This is a genomic window from Providencia sp. CIM-Carb-044 (assembly GCF_033901115.1).
In the GTDB taxonomy this organism is placed as follows: Bacteria; Pseudomonadota; Gammaproteobacteria; order Enterobacterales; family Enterobacteriaceae; genus Providencia; species Providencia hangzhouensis.
Genome location: NZ_JAXADV010000001.1, coordinates 15,134 through 31,309, shown reverse-complemented (window position 1 = coordinate 31,309; position 16,176 = coordinate 15,134). Strand labels below are relative to the sequence as shown.

Below are 16,176 nucleotides of genomic sequence, written 5' to 3'. Positions count from 1 at the left end.
AATAAAAGAAAAAAGCCAGAACGCGGTAAGGCAGCCTGGCTTTTGCTGGTTAAAACAATACGCTAAAGTAATTAAAATGTATATTCACGCACAACTTCACGATTGATAGTGCTCTTTACAATATTTAGTTGGTCATCCCAGGTAATTGCTGATACTGGAGGGGTTATTCCACACCTCATCAATGCGGGCTGTAAATAATGGCGTGGATTAGTGGTCGCCATCATAATAGCTTCATCAAAGCTTGCTATCTTATTGTTCACTATATTACGTACCGCTTGGTCTAATGTCAGGCTAGACCCCGCTAAATTAGCTTCCCCGGGAACCCGCACGGTGCCATCATCAGTACGTTCAATTGACATAGCTGCAAATTGGTAATTCCCTGCTTTATTACAACCTGCAGCGCTGACAGCGTCTGTCACTAAAATTGACCTAGCGACCGTCTTAGTTCGTAATAAATTTTTTAATGCGGGAAATGGAATATGTATTCCATCAGCAATAAAACTGGCACCAATAGCATCGCAACTTAATTGAGCTTGAAGCGTATTTTCCAATTTATGTAAATATTGAGGAATACCATTTCCTAAGTGTGTACTCATGCAAACACCCTCTTTGGCCGCTTCCTCCATTTGGCTAAAATTGATATTAGAGTGCCCTACCGCCACACACTTCCCCATGGCAACTAACTGTTTTACAAATTGAAATTGCCGGTCAAACTCTGGAGCATAAGTCACTAGCAGTATCGGCTTGCTAACCTTTCTTTCTAAACTAGCAACCAAATTAATATCTGGTTTAATAATATCGCAGGGAGGATGACATCCCGCATACCCCACTTCTGGATTAATAAATGGCCCCTCCAAATGGTAACCAGGAACCATAAGTTTACCAAGATGGCTTTTCGATACGGCCTTATCTAATGCCCGAAAACGCTCTATAAGAGAAGACTCCGATGCTGTAATTAACGTTGGTAAACAAAATGTTACTCCTGTTTTTAACATTTTATCTAGTGCATAATCTAATGCTTCTGCAGTAATATTTTCATCATTAAAATCAATACCTGCAAAACCATTTACCTGAATATCAAATAGTCCACTGGTTACCTTCATCGTTTGATCCCTCAATACTTTTCCTTAATAGCGCCCTGTTAACAAGGAAGCAGAATCTTTATCCAAGAATATTCGGCAATCTTGATGTTGTTGAATAATTGACGCAGGAACTTGGTTGGTTATTTCACCTTCTATTGTATTTTTTACTGCAATAGATTTACGTAAGTCAGGTACGCTAAGTATTAAAGTTTTTGAACTTAAAATATGCGAAATACTCATAGAAATAGCTTGCTTAGGTACTTCATTCAAATGGGCAAACCACTTTTCGCCCAATTGCTGTTTTCTACATGCTTCATCAAGGTTAACCACAAGATAAGGCGAGCTCACGTTAAAGTCTGCAGGTGGGTCATTAAACGCTAAGTGTGCATTTTCTCCTATTCCTGCAAAACAGACATCAATGTCATACTGGCGAATAATATGATTTAGCCTCTGAATTTCTTTTTCTATATTCTCAGCAGAACCATTTACCCCAATAAATTGCTTCAGTGATGGCAATTTATTGACAAGTCGTTCTTGTAAATAACGGCGAAAACTAGCCGGATGTCCTTCATTCAGGCCAATATACTCGTCTAAATGAAAAATAGTAATACGAGACCAATCAATATCTTCATTAATTAAATTTTCCAGCATTTCAAATTGGCTAGCTCCTGTTGCGACGATAATGGCGACATCTGCTTTTTTACTAAGCGCCTGTTTAATCGCAAGTGCTCCCGCTTGGCTGGCCTTTTTACCTAACATTTGTTTATCTTCAGAAACAATAATATCCATATGAACCTCATATTAAATAAGTAAAAATTTAATCTGTATCTTATTGGTGTTGTTTTAATTTTCTGGCCATTTGCACGGCGATTAATGTCAGCACACAGCAGAAAATCAAGTAGTAAACAACATAAGTCGGTTTTCCATCTCCAACAGAAACTAAAGCAGCTGCAATAACTGGGGTTGAGCCTGCAAAAATAACACTGTTTAGTTCACGAGAAAGTGCAATACCTGAATAACGATATTGTGTTGGGAATAGATTAGCTAAGAATGCGCCTTGAGCTCCTGATGTCGCGCCATGGCCAATACCATAAGCAATACACATACCCAGAGTTGCCAGTACTAAACTACCACTGCCAAGGAACCAAAATAATGGGAACGCAAAAGCCCCTAAGAAAATAGCGCCGAATGAGAAGATTGTAGTTGTGCCATATTTATCAGTTAATTTCCCCATAACAGGCGTCATGACTGTATTAACAAGTACAGCGACCATTAATGCCATCAATCCATCAGATTTTTCCATTCCTAACGTATTAGTGAGGTAGCTAATACTGAATACACTAAGTACATAACCATTTGCTTGATGCCCCGCCAAACTAAAAAAACCACAGAGTAAATTTTTTCGACTATGAATAAATAATTCTTTAATCGGAATTTTTTGCTCTTTTTTATCTTTCTCTGCTTTTTCGACTGATTTAACATATTCAGGGGTTTCATCCAATTGCTTGCGAATATAAATAGCGACAATAAATAAAACGATAGATAGCAAGAAAGGAACACGCCAACCCCAGCTCATAAAGGCATCATCAGGGAGTTGTGATACAGCAAAAAAAGCGGCAGTCGACAATAGAATGGCGATCCCTGTAGATGCATTAATTAACGAGGTATAAAACCCCCGCTGCTTCATAGGGACATATTCCGCAACAAAAGTTTGGGCACCTGCTAGCTCAGCGCCTGAACCAAAACCTTGCATTAATCTGATTACAACTAATGCAATCGTGGCCCAAATGCCAATGTGGTAATAAGTCGGAAGTAATCCAAGAGCGAGTGTTGCGATCCCCATTAAAACAATGGCAAAAATAAGAGCTGGTTTGCGCCCGTATCTATCTCCTATATGAGCTATTATTACCCCCCCTAAAGGACGTGAAATAAAGCCTACAGCAAAGGTAAGAAACGCTGCTAATGTTGCAATTGTGGGTGATAGATTCGGAAAGTAAAGTTTATTGATCACTAGCCCTGCTGCTGCACCATACAATGAATAGTCGTACCACTCTATGACCGTTCCTGACACGCTAGCCATCATCACTTTTCTAATCGTTTTTTTATCTGCAGCTGGCTTATCAGCTGCAGTATCGGTAGCTAATTGTTCTGAAATAGTGTCACTCATACTGCCCCCTACATTTATTTTAGGAATACATTATTTGAGGTATGTTTTGTTCAAACAAAACGGACAAAAAGCGCGCACTATTGAAATTAGCACTATTAAACGGAATTTAGAACACGATCGTTCTTAAATTATTTAGAAATGAGATCGAAATCATATTTCAATGAGAAAACATATACTTTTATTTAAAATAATTTATTTTAATTTTATTTTAATTTTTTATTAAAAATACAAACAAACAATTAACATCACAATAAAAATCAAATAGATATAACAAAAAAGACATTGTAATCATTAAAATAACCCCTGCTCAATTAAAAATATATTTATAATATAAAAGATATTTGATTATAAATAATCTCTCTATAACCGCCAATTGATTTAAAACATATTTGTTTTTTAATATTTAATTTGCCATATTGAAATGTCTTTACTCTACATTGATTGCTTCTATTATAAGGATCGAGTTATGCCACATACCCCTCACTTAAATAATCAAACTTTCCAGCCCGTTCAAGAAGTTAAACCATTGCTCGTTCCCCGTATCGTTCACCTTGGTTGTGGTGCATTTCATCGAGCTCATCAAGCTCTTTACACTCACTTATTATTTGAACAATTTCTCTCTAATTGGGGATATTGTGAAATTAATTTGATGTCCGATAGCGGAGCTGTGTTAATTAATCAATTAAATAAATATAACGGCCATTACACTTTACTTGAAAAAGACGAAGAAAAATCGACCGTTAGAACGATTAAGGTGATAAAAGAAGCAATGCATCCACGCATTGATGGCATAGATGCTGTGGTAGAAAAGATGGCTTCCCCTGATACAGCAATTATTTCATTAACGGTCACAGAAAAAGGCTATTGCCTTTCTCCTGCAACAGACCTGTTGAATTTGTCACACCCCAACATACAACATGACATCGCACACCCAACAAAACCACGATCGGTTTTAGGTTATATCGTCGCGTCACTTCGTTTACGTTTTCAACGACAACAACCCCCTATTACCATTCTTTCTTGTGATAATATTCGTAAAAACGGTGAGGCCGCACGGCGTGCTATTGTTGGTTTAGCCGCTCAACAAGATAAACAACTAGCGCAATGGATTGATCAACACATTTCATTCCCAAGTACAATGGTTGATCGAATTGTCCCAGCCATGACTCAAGAATCATATGCAGAAATTAAACAATTAATTGGCAGAGATGACCCATGTGCCATCATTTGTGAATCATTTCGCCAGTGGGTTATTGAAGATAATTTTGTGAATGGTAGACCAGACTGGCAGCATGTCGGTGCTCAATTTGTGCCTGATGTCACACCCTATGAAATGATGAAATTACGTATGCTAAACGGAAGCCACTCTTTTCTTGCTTATCTAGGTTACTTAGGTGGCTATGAATTTATTTCCGATGCTATGCAAAACTCTGATTACAGTAGAGCGGCGTACAGCTTAATAATAAACGAACAAGCACCTACACTTTTCATCCCTGACAATACAACCCTATTACAATATACACAAACTTTAATAAAGCGTTTTTCTAACAAGACAATCAAACATAAAACTGCACAAATTGCGGCTGATGGGAGCCAAAAATTACCTCAACGCTTACTAGACTCAATAATGTGGCATCAAAAGCACGGCTCAGACTATGCATTTCTCGCTCTCGGAGTTGCTGCCTGGATGAAATATGTCAGTGGACAAGATGAGCAAGGTAATGCAATAGATATTAAGGATCCTTTACAACATAAATTTGCTGAAATCTATCACCTATGTGGGGTTGGTTTGGAAGCTGTTGATAGGCTTTTAGCGATTAACGCTATCTTTCCACTTGAGTTTTCTCAAAATCAAGATATCGTCAAAAATGTAAAAACAGCCTATCAGCAGCTAATCTCTGTTGGCGCTCGTGAAACAGTTAAGCACTATCTACAGCAAACAGTAAAGTAGAGATTAACTTTATTTATACATAAAAATTAATCTATGAAAGGAGATATCGTATTTTATACGTAAGCTGCGATATCTCTTATTGATTACTTTTTGGATAGAAGAGAAAAATATGTCCTTGCTATAAATGGCGGGAAAGTGACACCGACTTCACTTGCGCATAAACTTTACGCCCTTTGCGAATAGAAAGCTCATCCCTTGCCCAGCGAGTGATCCGCGCCCATAAATAATGTTCTTCGCCTAAATCTAGCTTCACATCTACTTGCTCGCCATCTTCAATCCATTCAACCACTTCTGCGGCTAAAATATTACGAATACTGCTCACTTGTGGTTTTTCGAGTACCAAAGAAACATCTGCAGCGTCAATACGTATACGCACATCAACACCTTGTTGGGCTTCAACTCGAGGGATCCACAGTTTTTGGCTACCAACAATCACCGCTGTCATTTCATAATCAGGGTGTTGGCTATGCACCGTTGCACTTACCACACTGCTTAATGTTTCTTGCTGTAACCAAGGGCGTAAAGCACTGCTTGCCCAAACATCTTCCAAAGCGCCAAATGCTTTAACTTTTCCCTGCGCCATGACAATCACTTTGTCAGCCAGACGCAATATTTCATCCAAACTATGGCTGACATATAAAATGGGAATTTTCACGTCTTGAGAAAGCTTTTCTAAATACGGCAGCAATTCACGCTTTCGAGGTAAATCCAAAGAGGCTAACGGCTCATCCATTAGGAGAATTTCAGGGGCTGTAAGTAATGCGCGGCCAATGGCGACTCGTTGTTTTTCACCACCAGAAAGGGTTATCGGATAGCGATTGAGTAATTTTTCAATCCCTAACAATTCAACAATATCATCGAAGCGGTCTTTCATTACGGGTGACATGCCATAACGCAAATTGCTTTTCACCCGATAATGGGGAAATAGCCGTGCATCTTGAAATACATAACCGATATGGCGTTGTTCAGGTGGTAAGCAAATACCTTTTTCCATATCCACCAATGTACGGCCATTTAATACAACACGCCCTGTATTAGGTTTAGTTAACCCACCTATCACATTGATAAGCGAGGTTTTACCAGCGCCTGAAAGCCCAAAAACGGCAGTAATACTTTCCGTTGGCAATTGCGTTGTGACTTCAAGCTGCAAGTCCCCTAGTTTTTGAGAAAAGTCGAGTTCTAACATGCTAAGCCACCCCCAAACGCTTTTTACCCCAACGGGTGAGCCACTCTGAAATCAGTAATGAAATCAAGGCTAAAATAATCGCAATCACACATAAACGTGCAGCGTCTACCTCAGCCCCTGGCGTTTCGATTAAGGTGTACATCGCTAATGGGATGGTTTGTGTTTCACCTGGTATATTCGAAACAAAAGTAATTGTGGCGCCAAATTCACCAAGTGAACGTGCAAATGCTAATACTGTTCCGACAATAATACCGGGAAGAGAAAGCGGAATGGTGATCGTGAAAAAGACACGTAACGGTGTTGCGCCTAATGTCCTCGCGGCTAATTCCAATTTTTGGTCAACCGCTTCAAGCGCTAAACGGATCGCACGTACCATCAGTGGAAACGCAACCACGGCAGACGCAAGCGCAGCCCCCCGCCAACTAAAGGTAAAACTAAATCCAAACCAGTTATATAGCCATTCACCGATAAAACCGCGTTTACCCATACTGATCAATAATAAATACCCCACTACCACTGGCGGCAATACCAGTGGTAGATGAATAATACTATCGAGCAGTGTTTTTCCAGGAAAATTACAGCGAACCAATACCCATGCCATTAAAATACCCAATGGCAAACTGAAAATTACAGCCACACTGGATACTTTTAGACTTAGATAAATCGCTTCCCATTCATAAGGACTTAACATCTGCAAAAAAATACTCTCTTAACATTTATTTAGTACGAGGTTCAAAACCATAACGTTTGAATACTTCTGAAGCCGCTGGGGTTTTCAAGTATTCATAATAATCACGGGTTGCTTTGTTATCTTGATCTTTAACAATTGCCATTGGGTATTCAACAGGTTTATGGGTATCAGCAGGGAAGACACCTACCACTTTGACTTTTTGGCTAGCGACAGCATCAGAGCCATATACAATACCTAAAGGCGCTTCTTGGCGCTCAACCAATGCCATACCACTACGCACGTTATTTGTACGTGCTAACAGCGGGTCAACTGTTTCCCATGCACCTAAGTTGCTTAATGCTTCTTTGGCATAAATACCAACAGGGACATGGTCAGGGTCACCAACGGCTAAACGACCACCATCTAACAGTTTTTTCCAATCAGTTTGTTTATTAATTTCAACTTTATCAATTTTGGCATCTTTCGGTGCAATTAACACCAATTCATTACCTAATAATGTATAGCGTGTATCTTCTACCATCAATTTTTTATCGATAGCATAATCCATCCATTGCTGGTCAGCCGAAATGAATAAATTAGCGGGGGCACCTTGCTCAATTTGACGAGCCAGCGTTGAAGAAGACGCATAGGATGCAACAACCTCTACTTTAGTGTCTTTCTTATATTGCTCAGAAATTTCATTCAGTGCATTAGTTAGAGAAGCCGCTGCAAAAACCGTAATTTTATCAGCTGCAAAGCTATTGCTAGCCATCGTTAACGTTAATGTTGCGCCAGCGAGAAGTGATACCAAACCTTTTTTCATTTTTATCTACCCTAGTATTAATCGACACGTTATATATAACAGGACACAGCGATAACTTAAAGTCAAACTCGTGATAAAAGTGTGCTGGCGCAAGAAATGATGCAATTTTGTTGCATGTTTTCTCTAAAACCCCACTAACGATGAAAAATTCCTCAGCCGTAAAATCGTTTTTATATAGAGAACAATTTATATCCTTTGTAACTTTATCGGCACAAATCGTACACAATTGAATATTTTATCCAACTTTTGCAGATAGATAAAAACAGAGGAGATAATATGGCTATTCAACCGACAGCGCTTTCTCCAACCCAAGCTCACTATATGAGTGGATTAACCATTGAGCAATTTAATGGGTTATTTGAAAAAAATATTTCCCCTGAAGCTTTAGCTTCTTTAGCAGAATCAGCGGGTAATGGGAACTTAGAGAGTATCGATTTATTACACAATATCGCTCTACGGCAAGACAACGAAGGAAGAAAAGCAGAAAATATCCTATTTGATTTATTTAGTGGAAAGCTGCCTGCAAAGAAAGGTATAGATAAAGAAATACAAGAAACTAGCAAAAAATTATATCAATTACACCTTAATACAAAAATCAAAAAACACCTAAAAGATTCGAAACTAACGACCCCTTCTAAGCTCCTTTATATTGTCGGATCTGCAATAGAAAAAGTTATTGATAAAATTAGTTTAACTAAACTATTGATGAAAAATGAACCCGCGGAATCTACTCTTTGGGATAATAACAGGATGACAACAAGTGATGAGATTGATGCAAGCAATAAAAATAACCCAACTTTGCCATCAAACATGACCATCAATTGCTCAATAGGACTCATGCAAAATGGCTACAACTTATTAGCCGATGTAATTGAACAAAAAATTTTAAATAATAAAACATTAGATAAATGTGAGTTATTTCCTATCAATATCAATGATAACCATTGGGTCTTAGCTGTGTTCTATCAGCCGGAACATAAGCAAGATATGAAATGTGTCGTCTTTAATTCATACCAAAATGTCAGCCCTGAAATTACTAATGAAATAGCAAAAGCCGCAGAAAAGGCAGGTATCATAGAAAAAGATATAACCTATATTGAAGGGAATATCCAACAACAAGTCCCTAACGGATGTGGATTATTCGTTGTTGAAGCTATTAAGCAACTCACTGAAAATACTCAGCAAGATCCTTATGATACATTAAAAGAATTTCAAGAAAGTTTTATAAAAAAGACGATGGCTGAACAAAAAGAGTTTAATATTCAAAACCGCAGACAGCTATATTCAAATTACCATGATAACAAATATCCATCATTATAATGCCCACTGCTATATGAAAACCCCCCTGACTGCATTTACAATCAGGGGGTCTATAATCAGTCAGACAAGAAATTTTGTTAAAAATTACTTGTTTTCAGTATTATGATGATGAGGTACGTGTGCTTTAGACAGTAAGTTAAAGAACGCGCCCAAACCGTAGATCAAACCCATGATCAAAAACATAACAACTGGAACCATCATCAGGGCAAAACCCAAACTTTTAATTAGTTCTAACATAGGAAAAAGCCTCTTCAGTGATACTGTACCCACCAGCCTACAAGATACGCTGACGAGGGAAAACTTGACTCTCAGTATATTGAGTATAAATCAAATCAAAATAATAACGCACAATTACGTTATAATGGAGACTATTTTAGACAAAATATTATACTAACGACATACTAAACGTGCTTTTTACGTCTGTCATCACCAGCCACGCCGGAAGGGAGAAATTTATGCAGGCCGAAATTTTACTCACACTGAAACTACAGGGCAGTTTATTTGCTGATCCTCGCCGTATCGCGCTACTAAAACAAATTAAAGCGACAGGGTCAATCAGCCAAGGCGCTAAACTCGCAGGGATCAGCTATAAAAGTGCTTGGGATGCCATCAATGAAATGAATCAACTCACTGATGATATCCTTGTTGATAGGGCGACAGGTGGTAAAGGCGGTGGCGGCACAACACTGACTCACTATGGTGAGCGATTACTTCAACTATATGATTTACTAGCACAAATTCAGCAAAAAGCCTTTGATGTACTCAAAGAAGATAATCTCCCTTTAGACAGCTTATTAGCAGCTATTTCGCGTTTTTCACTGCAAACCAGTGCCCGTAACCAATTTTTTGGGACGTTAATTGCACGCGACCACATGCAAGTTCAGCAACATGTACAAATTCGTTTAGCAGACAACAGAACGGTGATCAACGCCGCATTGACAGAGCAAAGCGCTAACCGTTTAGGGTTAGCCGAAGGAAAAGAAGTGCTTGCATTGATTAAAGCACCTTGGGTCAAAATTACTAAACAACCTAACCCAACAGGCTTTGATAACCGCCTTGAAGGCAAAATTACCACTTTAGAGCGGGGTGATGAGAACAGTGAAGTGATTGTGACACTCACAGGCGGTGAAACTTTATGTTCAACTATGCCAAATAGCGAAATCGATGCCCAATCTTTGAAAGTGAATAATAGCGTTATGGCATTATTCAATGCGGACCAAGTGATTGTTGCCACACTTTGCTAATTTGCTAGTTTGCCCTGCTTACTTACAATAAAAGTAAGTAAGCATTCACCTTTTTTCCTTATCATATCGTTCTGTTGTTGACTTTAGCTTCAATCCTGATTATTTGTGATAGATGACAAGGTAAATAATCATGATAAGGAAGCTTGATGAGCACAATAACAATACAACATGGCAACTTTAAGCTCAGCGAAATTCAGACTTTAGACATTCAGCAACTTAACATCGAAAAAGGGGAAAATTGGGCTTTTATTGGTGCCAATGGTAGTGGTAAATCATCACTTGCTCGAGTACTTTCCAATGAGCTCCCTCCTCTTTCTGGTGTCGTAAAAAATACATTCACCTCTCCTGTTCGTCTATCATTTGAACAATTACAAAAAATCATTAATGAAGAGTGGCAGCGCAATAATACAGATATGCTCAGTGATGATGAAGATGACACGGGATATACAGCAGCTGAAATCATTCAATTTAACCATAAGGACAATGAATACTGCCTTGAGCTTGCCGCTCGCTTCGGTATCAGTGACTTGTTGTCTCGTCGGTTTAAGTACCTTTCTACGGGTGAAACTCGCAAAGTACTGTTATGCCAAACATTGATGGGTAATCCTGACTTACTGATCCTTGATGAGCCATTTGATGGCCTAGATGTTTATTCAAGAAGTCAGCTCAGCGAACTACTATCAAGTTTGTCTGAAAAAGGCTTAACTTTAGTGTTAGTGTTGAACCGCTTTGATGAACTCCCTGATTTTATTGAAAACATAGGTGTTGTCGCTGATTGCAAACTAGCAATGGTGGGAAATAGGGAGTCAGTACTTGCTAACACGCTAATAACGCAATTACAGCATAGTGAGAAAATTAAACAGCTTTCTATCCCTGAAACTGAGGCTCCAACCGCAGATGAAAAACTGGATGACACGACACCTCGTATTATTTTGAAAAATGGAACTGTTAGCTACAATGACAAACCGATCTTGCACGGTTTAAATTGGCAGGTAAACCCAAACGAACACTGGCAAATTATCGGTGAAAATGGCGCTGGAAAATCCACCTTATTGAGCTTGATTACAGGAGATCACCCTCAAGGGTATAGTAATGACTTAACCTTATTTGGTCACCGTCGTGGGTCAGGAGAAACCATATGGGATATTAAGCGCCATATTGGTTACGTCAGCAATAGCATTCACCAAGAATACCGTGTCGCAACCAGTGTACTCAATGTCATTATTTCCGGTTTTCATGATTCTATTGGCTTGTACCAAACCCCCTCTGATCGTCAAATACAATTAGCGTATGAATGGCTAGCTCTGTTAGGTTTTTCTACGCAAACAGCTCAACAACCTTTCCACAGTCTTTCGTGGGGGCAGCAGCGCTTAGTCTTGATAGCTCGAGCACTAGTTAAACACCCTGCTATGCTTATTCTAGATGAGCCATTGCAAGGGCTTGATGGCCTTAATAGGTTGTTAGTTCTGCGGTTTATTGATGTAATGCTAAGACAAGGTAACACACAACTCTTATTCGTCAGCCATCATCAAGAAGACGCCCCTGCTTGTATTACACATCGGCTCACTTTTGTCCCTGATAATGGGAAATACCGTTACGATATTGAAAAACTTTAATTTTTGACTTATTTGCCAATAGACACGATGAAACTGTTGGCAAATTAATCTAATGTTTAATAGATGGTAACTAAGTTATACACAAATAACTCTTTGATTTTATTTTATTTATATTTTTTAGGTTATTTTAAATTAGAAAATTCACATAAAATCATTACACTGCGCCTATTCTAATAATTTAGACATCATAATGGATATTTTTTATGGCTTGGTTAATGTTAGCCTCTTCACTTGCAGTACTTGCAACACACCGTTTAATTGCTCTTTTTTTACTCGCTTGCACAATTATTACCGCAGCACTTACACACGTTATTGATTGGCAAGCGGTTCTACTATTGGTTTGTATTACAATAATTGCCATTATTCGTTTGCGTTTCCAACACTATCTATCCACCAAAATTATTAGTGAAATCATCTTACTAACCTGTACGATTGGGTTATTTATTCACTTATTCCCTGGGTTTAATAACCTGAAATATCTCGATAAAGTTACCGTAGGGGAACATAGCGCCCCTTTCACAATGTATTTTAATTTTGATAAGGCACTCGTCCCCTTTATTTTACTCGCCTGCTTACCAACGTTATTTGTCTGTCGGCCAGCCAAGCATGCAACTAAAGTTCAATGGGTATTGCTGGTTATTTCTGTGCCACTTTTATTGCTGGTCGCAACTGCTGCTGGCGGATTAGCCTTTGAATGGCATTTTCCTAGTTGGTTACCTGCTTTTGTGCTCTGCAACCTACTTTTTGTTTCATTAGCTGAAGAAGCGCTATTTCGTGGCTATTTGCAACAACGTCTAACCCTTTGGTTGAGGTCTCCTTACCTAGCACTAGTGATTACCTCACTGTTATTTGGCGCCGTGCATTTTGCAGGTGGAGCACTGTTAATTCTCTTTGCTACATTAGCGGGTTTGATTTATGGCCTAGCTTGGATGTGGAGTGGTAAATTATGGCTGGCTGTATCGATTCACTTCGGGTTAAATTTGGGACATCTGTTATTTTTTACTTATCCAATTAAGTTGGTTTCTAATTAATGTTAACTAATTAAAAATTCATAATCACTCAAAAATTGGATGATCTTCACCGTAAAAAATCACTAACACGAATAATGTTAGTGATTTTTCATTATTATAACCATGTTATCTATCGTTAATCTAATGACTAGTTTGATTAACATTCATTGGCTTAATTTCCCCAGACTCAATATTAAGATAAAAATCTCGACTTGGATTTCCTTGTAGATATTTATCAATTACAGTGAAAATACTGCCAAAGCGTAATTTAAAAATATTCTCAAATGAACTATCCGCGTTAATTTTATCAGTCTCATTTGGTAATGACGATAACAAGGTTCCTGTGAGGAATCGATATTGGTTTAATCTTTCTACAGGTATATCTTGCAACGCAAGCTCGTCTGCATTACGTAAACGATAAAAATCCACAGCAAGGTCAAAACCATTCCATTTTGCAAAATCATTTAACTGATACCCTGTATTTTTAGCAAGAGTAGCAGCTTTATCACTGGCTTTTTTCCATGCATCGGAGTCTTTATTCAAGTAGATTTCGGTGACATTGACAGTTCCCGGGTCTTTAGCGCAAATTTCATGATTTTGACTCAATGGTGCCGTTAATACTTCATTATAAGCTTTCTTAGTATCTAACTGGCTTAAAATAAGCATCTCTTCGCCATTCAAACTAAATAACATTTGACGAATTTCACATGGCCATTCCTCAGGAATAAAACGTAAACGTGTCAGTTCAGTAATATGCCAGTTAGTGAAGTCATAATAATTATTTGCGCTTAAGATATCTTTATTCCAAAGATGCGACGAATTAGTATTTTTGAGGTGTTCCCACTCTTGCTGATAGTGCTCAAATAACTCATCAAACCGAGGAACATCTTCTATTACAATGGTTTGTACATCAATTTCATTCGCATTTCTAAAATTCAATATTTTATAAGCAGGAACATATGCAGCCATTGAAGGAGCTTGAATATTAAAAAGTAAGCTGCCATCCGAATACTTACGTACACCTGTATCATTAAAATGCATATGACCGCCAACATGAACACCGATACCTGTTTTTGCCATTGCATGGCTAGTGTCTTCTTTTGGTGCCCTTTCTAACTGAAATTTACCTTTGCCAAAAATGGTTTCAAGGTCATCTGCTGCACCATTATCAAATTCAACCATCGGGAAATGGCTAAACGTGATTAATGTTTTATTTTGCTCTTTCGCGCGCTTTGCAACATCTGCCATCCACTCAACAGTCTGTTGTTTGTGTGTCAACATTTTGTTGTAACCCGCATTCCCCGACCCTGCAAAGTTTTTAGCTGTTTTAGGGTGATTAATATCTGCTTTTTCAGAAGGAACATAGACATTGGCATCAACGGCCATTAACCACAAACCAGGAATAGGCTCAACAAGGTAACTGCTGTCTGCAACATTAAAACAAGGCCCATATCCCTCTTGTTTATATTTACCGCCTGTTCCTTGAGTACAAATTTCATACTGCCTTTGGTTAAAATCACTGGCTTTTAAGGCTGCTTCATAGTTGTAACCTTGAGAACCATAGTTTGAGTATGGTGTTTCCCAATAAATATCTTCTGGTAACGGATTAATACCAAATGATTTCATTGCATCCATCACTCGACCATAACCACTATATACCATCTCTTCAGAGCAAATTGTTGGCAGCTCAGCTCCCGTTTCTATAACGGCAGTCTTTCCTTTATATCCCGTACACTCACTTGCCCCTAAACTAAAGATACGCTGCGTTTTACCATCAGTTCCAAGAAAATCTTCTTTTCCTGCTGGCATATCAAATGGACGGTTCGGATCATGATTCCCTGGTGTAGCAAAGAAACGCATACCATATTTTTGCTCGTACTCTTGCAATACTTTTACTAACCCACGTAAGTGAATAGGTTGGCCGTCATCAGTAAAATCACCAGGTAATGCAATAAGTTTAATACCTTTCTTACCTGCATCATCAAGTGCAGCACGTAGAGCAAAATAGTTTTCATTAAATAAACGCGTAGATGTTAATTGTGCATACATAGAACGAATAACGGCATTTTGACCACTTTTACTATTTTTTAATCCTTCAAATGCATTATCAGCAAACTGCCCATATACATCATGAAAATGGATATCAGGCATAAACGCGACGCGATAATTATAAGGTTGAGCCGTAGGGGCATTTGCCATTGCGACAGTTCCAATGGACATTAATGCAAGGGCAAAACTATATTTTAATTTATTGTTCATATTTGTTCCCTTTAGATAATTAATTATTTCTATCAGAAGTTATATGCAATGCCAACGCGATAACGCCACTGCCATGCATCACGGTAAGTTTGTCCATTTTTGACATATGAACCATCATCATAGGACACATACCCTAATTCAACATAAGGAACCCATGTCTTATTACCAACCCAAGACACATTCAGATTATGTGCATAATCCTTTTCTTTACCTTTATATGCAGGATAATCAGTATCAAATTTATATTCAAAGTCATAACTTAATGAAAAATCTTGCAGCTTATAACCTAAATAAAAATTACTCTGCCAATAATGCTGATTATCTTTTTTAGGCTTATTAGAGTTATCATAATGCCTTACGCCATAACGTAAACGAGTTCCAATATTAAAATCATCCGTTAAATTATAGGCAGCTTTGACACTGAATTTATAAGCCGTATCTTTATCTCCTGAATCTAGAGCAAAAGAAGGTGTTAAAACAAAATCTTTTGTGGCTTTATATTTATAACCAACTTCAACCTCATTTCCTTTTGATGATAGGTTTTCACCAAAACCACCATCTCGACTTCTCCATTTTCCTTCAAGGCTAAAATAAGTTCCATTTTGCATGCTATGGCCAATTTTGACACGGTCTTCATGGCGATGTTCATCCCCTAACCATTCATGACGATAGTCAATATATGTCGCATTCGCTGCTGTGCAAAATAATAATGTAGAGATACCTAGAGTTAAGTTTTTCATAAACTGATTCCTATAATTAATATTTATTTTTTATTTAATCGTTAAAACAATGATTCATTATCTATCTTTTATTTATAGATATACCCCTTATATTTTTAGAAAAAAACC

General features: G+C 38.1%; 14 protein-coding genes. 5 read left to right on the top strand and 9 right to left on the bottom strand.

Features of this window, described 5'->3' with window-relative positions; all coding sequences use genetic code 11:
- Positions 1-71: 71 nt before the first annotated feature.
- Genes SJ312_RS00130 through SJ312_RS00120 form a run of 3 tightly spaced genes read right to left on the bottom strand, consistent with a single transcriptional unit; the run spans position 72 to position 3,249 of the window.
- The gene (locus tag SJ312_RS00130; protein ID WP_096864114.1) at positions 72-1,103 is read right to left on the bottom strand and encodes an N-acetylglucosamine-6-phosphate deacetylase; all 1,032 of its coding nucleotides are present in this window, start codon (positions 1,101-1,103) and stop codon (positions 72-74) included.
- A gap of 24 nt (positions 1,104-1,127) precedes the next feature.
- Complete coding sequence (locus SJ312_RS00125; RefSeq protein WP_004256714.1) at positions 1,128-1,871, bottom strand: glucosamine-6-phosphate deaminase; 744 nt, start codon at positions 1,869-1,871, stop codon at positions 1,128-1,130.
- 40 nt (positions 1,872-1,911) lie between these two features.
- Positions 1,912-3,249, bottom strand: coding sequence for an MFS transporter (locus SJ312_RS00120; protein ID WP_004256715.1), 1,338 nt, complete (start codon positions 3,247-3,249; stop codon positions 1,912-1,914).
- A 466-nt stretch (positions 3,250-3,715) separates the two neighbouring features.
- Between SJ312_RS00120 and SJ312_RS00115 the strand changes: the two genes are divergently transcribed.
- Positions 3,716-5,200, top strand: coding sequence for a mannitol dehydrogenase family protein (locus SJ312_RS00115; protein ID WP_153673652.1), 1,485 nt, complete (start codon positions 3,716-3,718; stop codon positions 5,198-5,200).
- A 118-nt stretch (positions 5,201-5,318) separates the two neighbouring features.
- Here SJ312_RS00115 and modC read toward each other — a convergent pair whose 3' ends face one another.
- The 3 genes from modC to modA are packed head-to-tail and all read right to left on the bottom strand — an operon-like array spanning position 5,319 to position 7,879.
- Positions 5,319-6,386 (bottom strand): molybdenum ABC transporter ATP-binding protein ModC, encoded by a 1,068-nt coding sequence (gene modC / locus SJ312_RS00110; protein ID WP_094962414.1) that lies wholly within the window; start codon positions 6,384-6,386, stop codon positions 5,319-5,321.
- A 1-nt stretch (position 6,387) separates the two neighbouring features.
- On the bottom strand, positions 6,388-7,077 hold the full coding sequence (modB, locus tag SJ312_RS00105) for a molybdate ABC transporter permease subunit (protein ID WP_094962413.1): 690 nt from the start codon (positions 7,075-7,077) through the stop codon (positions 6,388-6,390).
- 25 nt (positions 7,078-7,102) lie between these two features.
- Positions 7,103-7,879, bottom strand: a complete 777-nt coding sequence (modA, locus tag SJ312_RS00100) for a molybdate ABC transporter substrate-binding protein (protein WP_096864111.1) — start codon at positions 7,877-7,879, stop codon at positions 7,103-7,105.
- Positions 7,880-8,155: 276 nt separating this feature from the next.
- Between modA and SJ312_RS00095 the strand changes: the two genes are divergently transcribed.
- Positions 8,156-9,199, top strand: coding sequence for an ElaD/SseL family deubiquitinase (locus tag SJ312_RS00095; protein ID WP_319866644.1), 1,044 nt, complete (start codon positions 8,156-8,158; stop codon positions 9,197-9,199).
- Positions 9,200-9,283: 84 nt separating this feature from the next.
- Here SJ312_RS00095 and SJ312_RS00090 read toward each other — a convergent pair whose 3' ends face one another.
- Positions 9,284-9,436 carry an AcrZ family multidrug efflux pump-associated protein gene (locus tag SJ312_RS00090; protein ID WP_004256731.1) on the bottom strand — a complete coding sequence of 51 codons (153 nt, stop codon included), beginning with the start codon at positions 9,434-9,436 and terminating at the stop codon, positions 9,284-9,286.
- Positions 9,437-9,654: 218 nt separating this feature from the next.
- On the opposite strand from SJ312_RS00090, the gene modE reads away from it, so the two are divergent.
- The 3 genes from modE to SJ312_RS00075 all read left to right on the top strand — a co-directional run bounded on the left by modE (position 9,655) and on the right by SJ312_RS00075 (position 13,090).
- Positions 9,655-10,443 (top strand): molybdenum-dependent transcriptional regulator, encoded by a 789-nt coding sequence (modE, locus tag SJ312_RS00085; RefSeq protein ID WP_004256732.1) that lies wholly within the window; start codon positions 9,655-9,657, stop codon positions 10,441-10,443.
- Positions 10,444-10,589: 146 nt separating this feature from the next.
- Positions 10,590-12,059, top strand: coding sequence for a molybdate ABC transporter ATP-binding protein ModF (modF, locus tag SJ312_RS00080; protein WP_004256733.1), 1,470 nt, complete (start codon positions 10,590-10,592; stop codon positions 12,057-12,059).
- Positions 12,060-12,262: 203 nt separating this feature from the next.
- Positions 12,263-13,090, top strand: coding sequence for a CPBP family intramembrane glutamic endopeptidase (locus SJ312_RS00075; protein WP_153673656.1), 828 nt, complete (start codon positions 12,263-12,265; stop codon positions 13,088-13,090).
- 120 nt (positions 13,091-13,210) lie between these two features.
- Here the strand turns inward: SJ312_RS00075 and SJ312_RS00070 are convergent, their stop codons facing one another.
- Both SJ312_RS00070 and SJ312_RS00065 read right to left on the bottom strand, forming a co-directional pair.
- Entirely contained in the window at positions 13,211-15,328 is a 2,118-nt protein-coding gene (locus SJ312_RS00070; protein WP_319866641.1) for a metallophosphoesterase, read from the bottom strand.
- 32 nt (positions 15,329-15,360) lie between these two features.
- Positions 15,361-16,068 (bottom strand): oligogalacturonate-specific porin KdgM family protein, encoded by a 708-nt coding sequence (locus SJ312_RS00065; protein ID WP_110591349.1) that lies wholly within the window; start codon positions 16,066-16,068, stop codon positions 15,361-15,363.
- Positions 16,069-16,176: the final 108 nt, after the last annotated feature.

Excerpts from the sequence above, each read along its gene's own strand:
- SJ312_RS00130 (WP_096864114.1), bottom strand. The coding sequence starts at position 1,103 with ATGAAGGTAACCAGTGGACTATTTGATATTCAGGTAAATGGTTTTGCA.
- SJ312_RS00125 (WP_004256714.1), bottom strand. The coding sequence starts at position 1,871 with ATGGATATTATTGTTTCTGAAGATAAACAAATGTTAGGTAAAAAGGCC.
- SJ312_RS00120 (WP_004256715.1), bottom strand. The coding sequence starts at position 3,249 with ATGAGTGACACTATTTCAGAACAATTAGCTACCGATACTGCAGCTGAT.
- SJ312_RS00115 (WP_153673652.1), top strand. The coding sequence starts at position 3,716 with ATGCCACATACCCCTCACTTAAATAATCAAACTTTCCAGCCCGTTCAA.
- modC (WP_094962414.1), bottom strand. The coding sequence starts at position 6,386 with ATGTTAGAACTCGACTTTTCTCAAAAACTAGGGGACTTGCAGCTTGAA.
- modB (WP_094962413.1), bottom strand. The coding sequence starts at position 7,077 with ATGTTAAGTCCTTATGAATGGGAAGCGATTTATCTAAGTCTAAAAGTA.
- modA (WP_096864111.1), bottom strand. The coding sequence starts at position 7,879 with ATGAAAAAAGGTTTGGTATCACTTCTCGCTGGCGCAACATTAACGTTA.
- SJ312_RS00095 (WP_319866644.1), top strand. The coding sequence starts at position 8,156 with ATGGCTATTCAACCGACAGCGCTTTCTCCAACCCAAGCTCACTATATG.
- SJ312_RS00090 (WP_004256731.1), bottom strand. The coding sequence starts at position 9,436 with ATGTTAGAACTAATTAAAAGTTTGGGTTTTGCCCTGATGATGGTTCCA.
- modE (WP_004256732.1), top strand. The coding sequence starts at position 9,655 with ATGCAGGCCGAAATTTTACTCACACTGAAACTACAGGGCAGTTTATTT.
- modF (WP_004256733.1), top strand. The coding sequence starts at position 10,590 with ATGAGCACAATAACAATACAACATGGCAACTTTAAGCTCAGCGAAATT.
- SJ312_RS00075 (WP_153673656.1), top strand. The coding sequence starts at position 12,263 with ATGGCTTGGTTAATGTTAGCCTCTTCACTTGCAGTACTTGCAACACAC.
- SJ312_RS00070 (WP_319866641.1), bottom strand. The coding sequence starts at position 15,328 with ATGAACAATAAATTAAAATATAGTTTTGCCCTTGCATTAATGTCCATT.
- SJ312_RS00065 (WP_110591349.1), bottom strand. The coding sequence starts at position 16,068 with ATGAAAAACTTAACTCTAGGTATCTCTACATTATTATTTTGCACAGCA.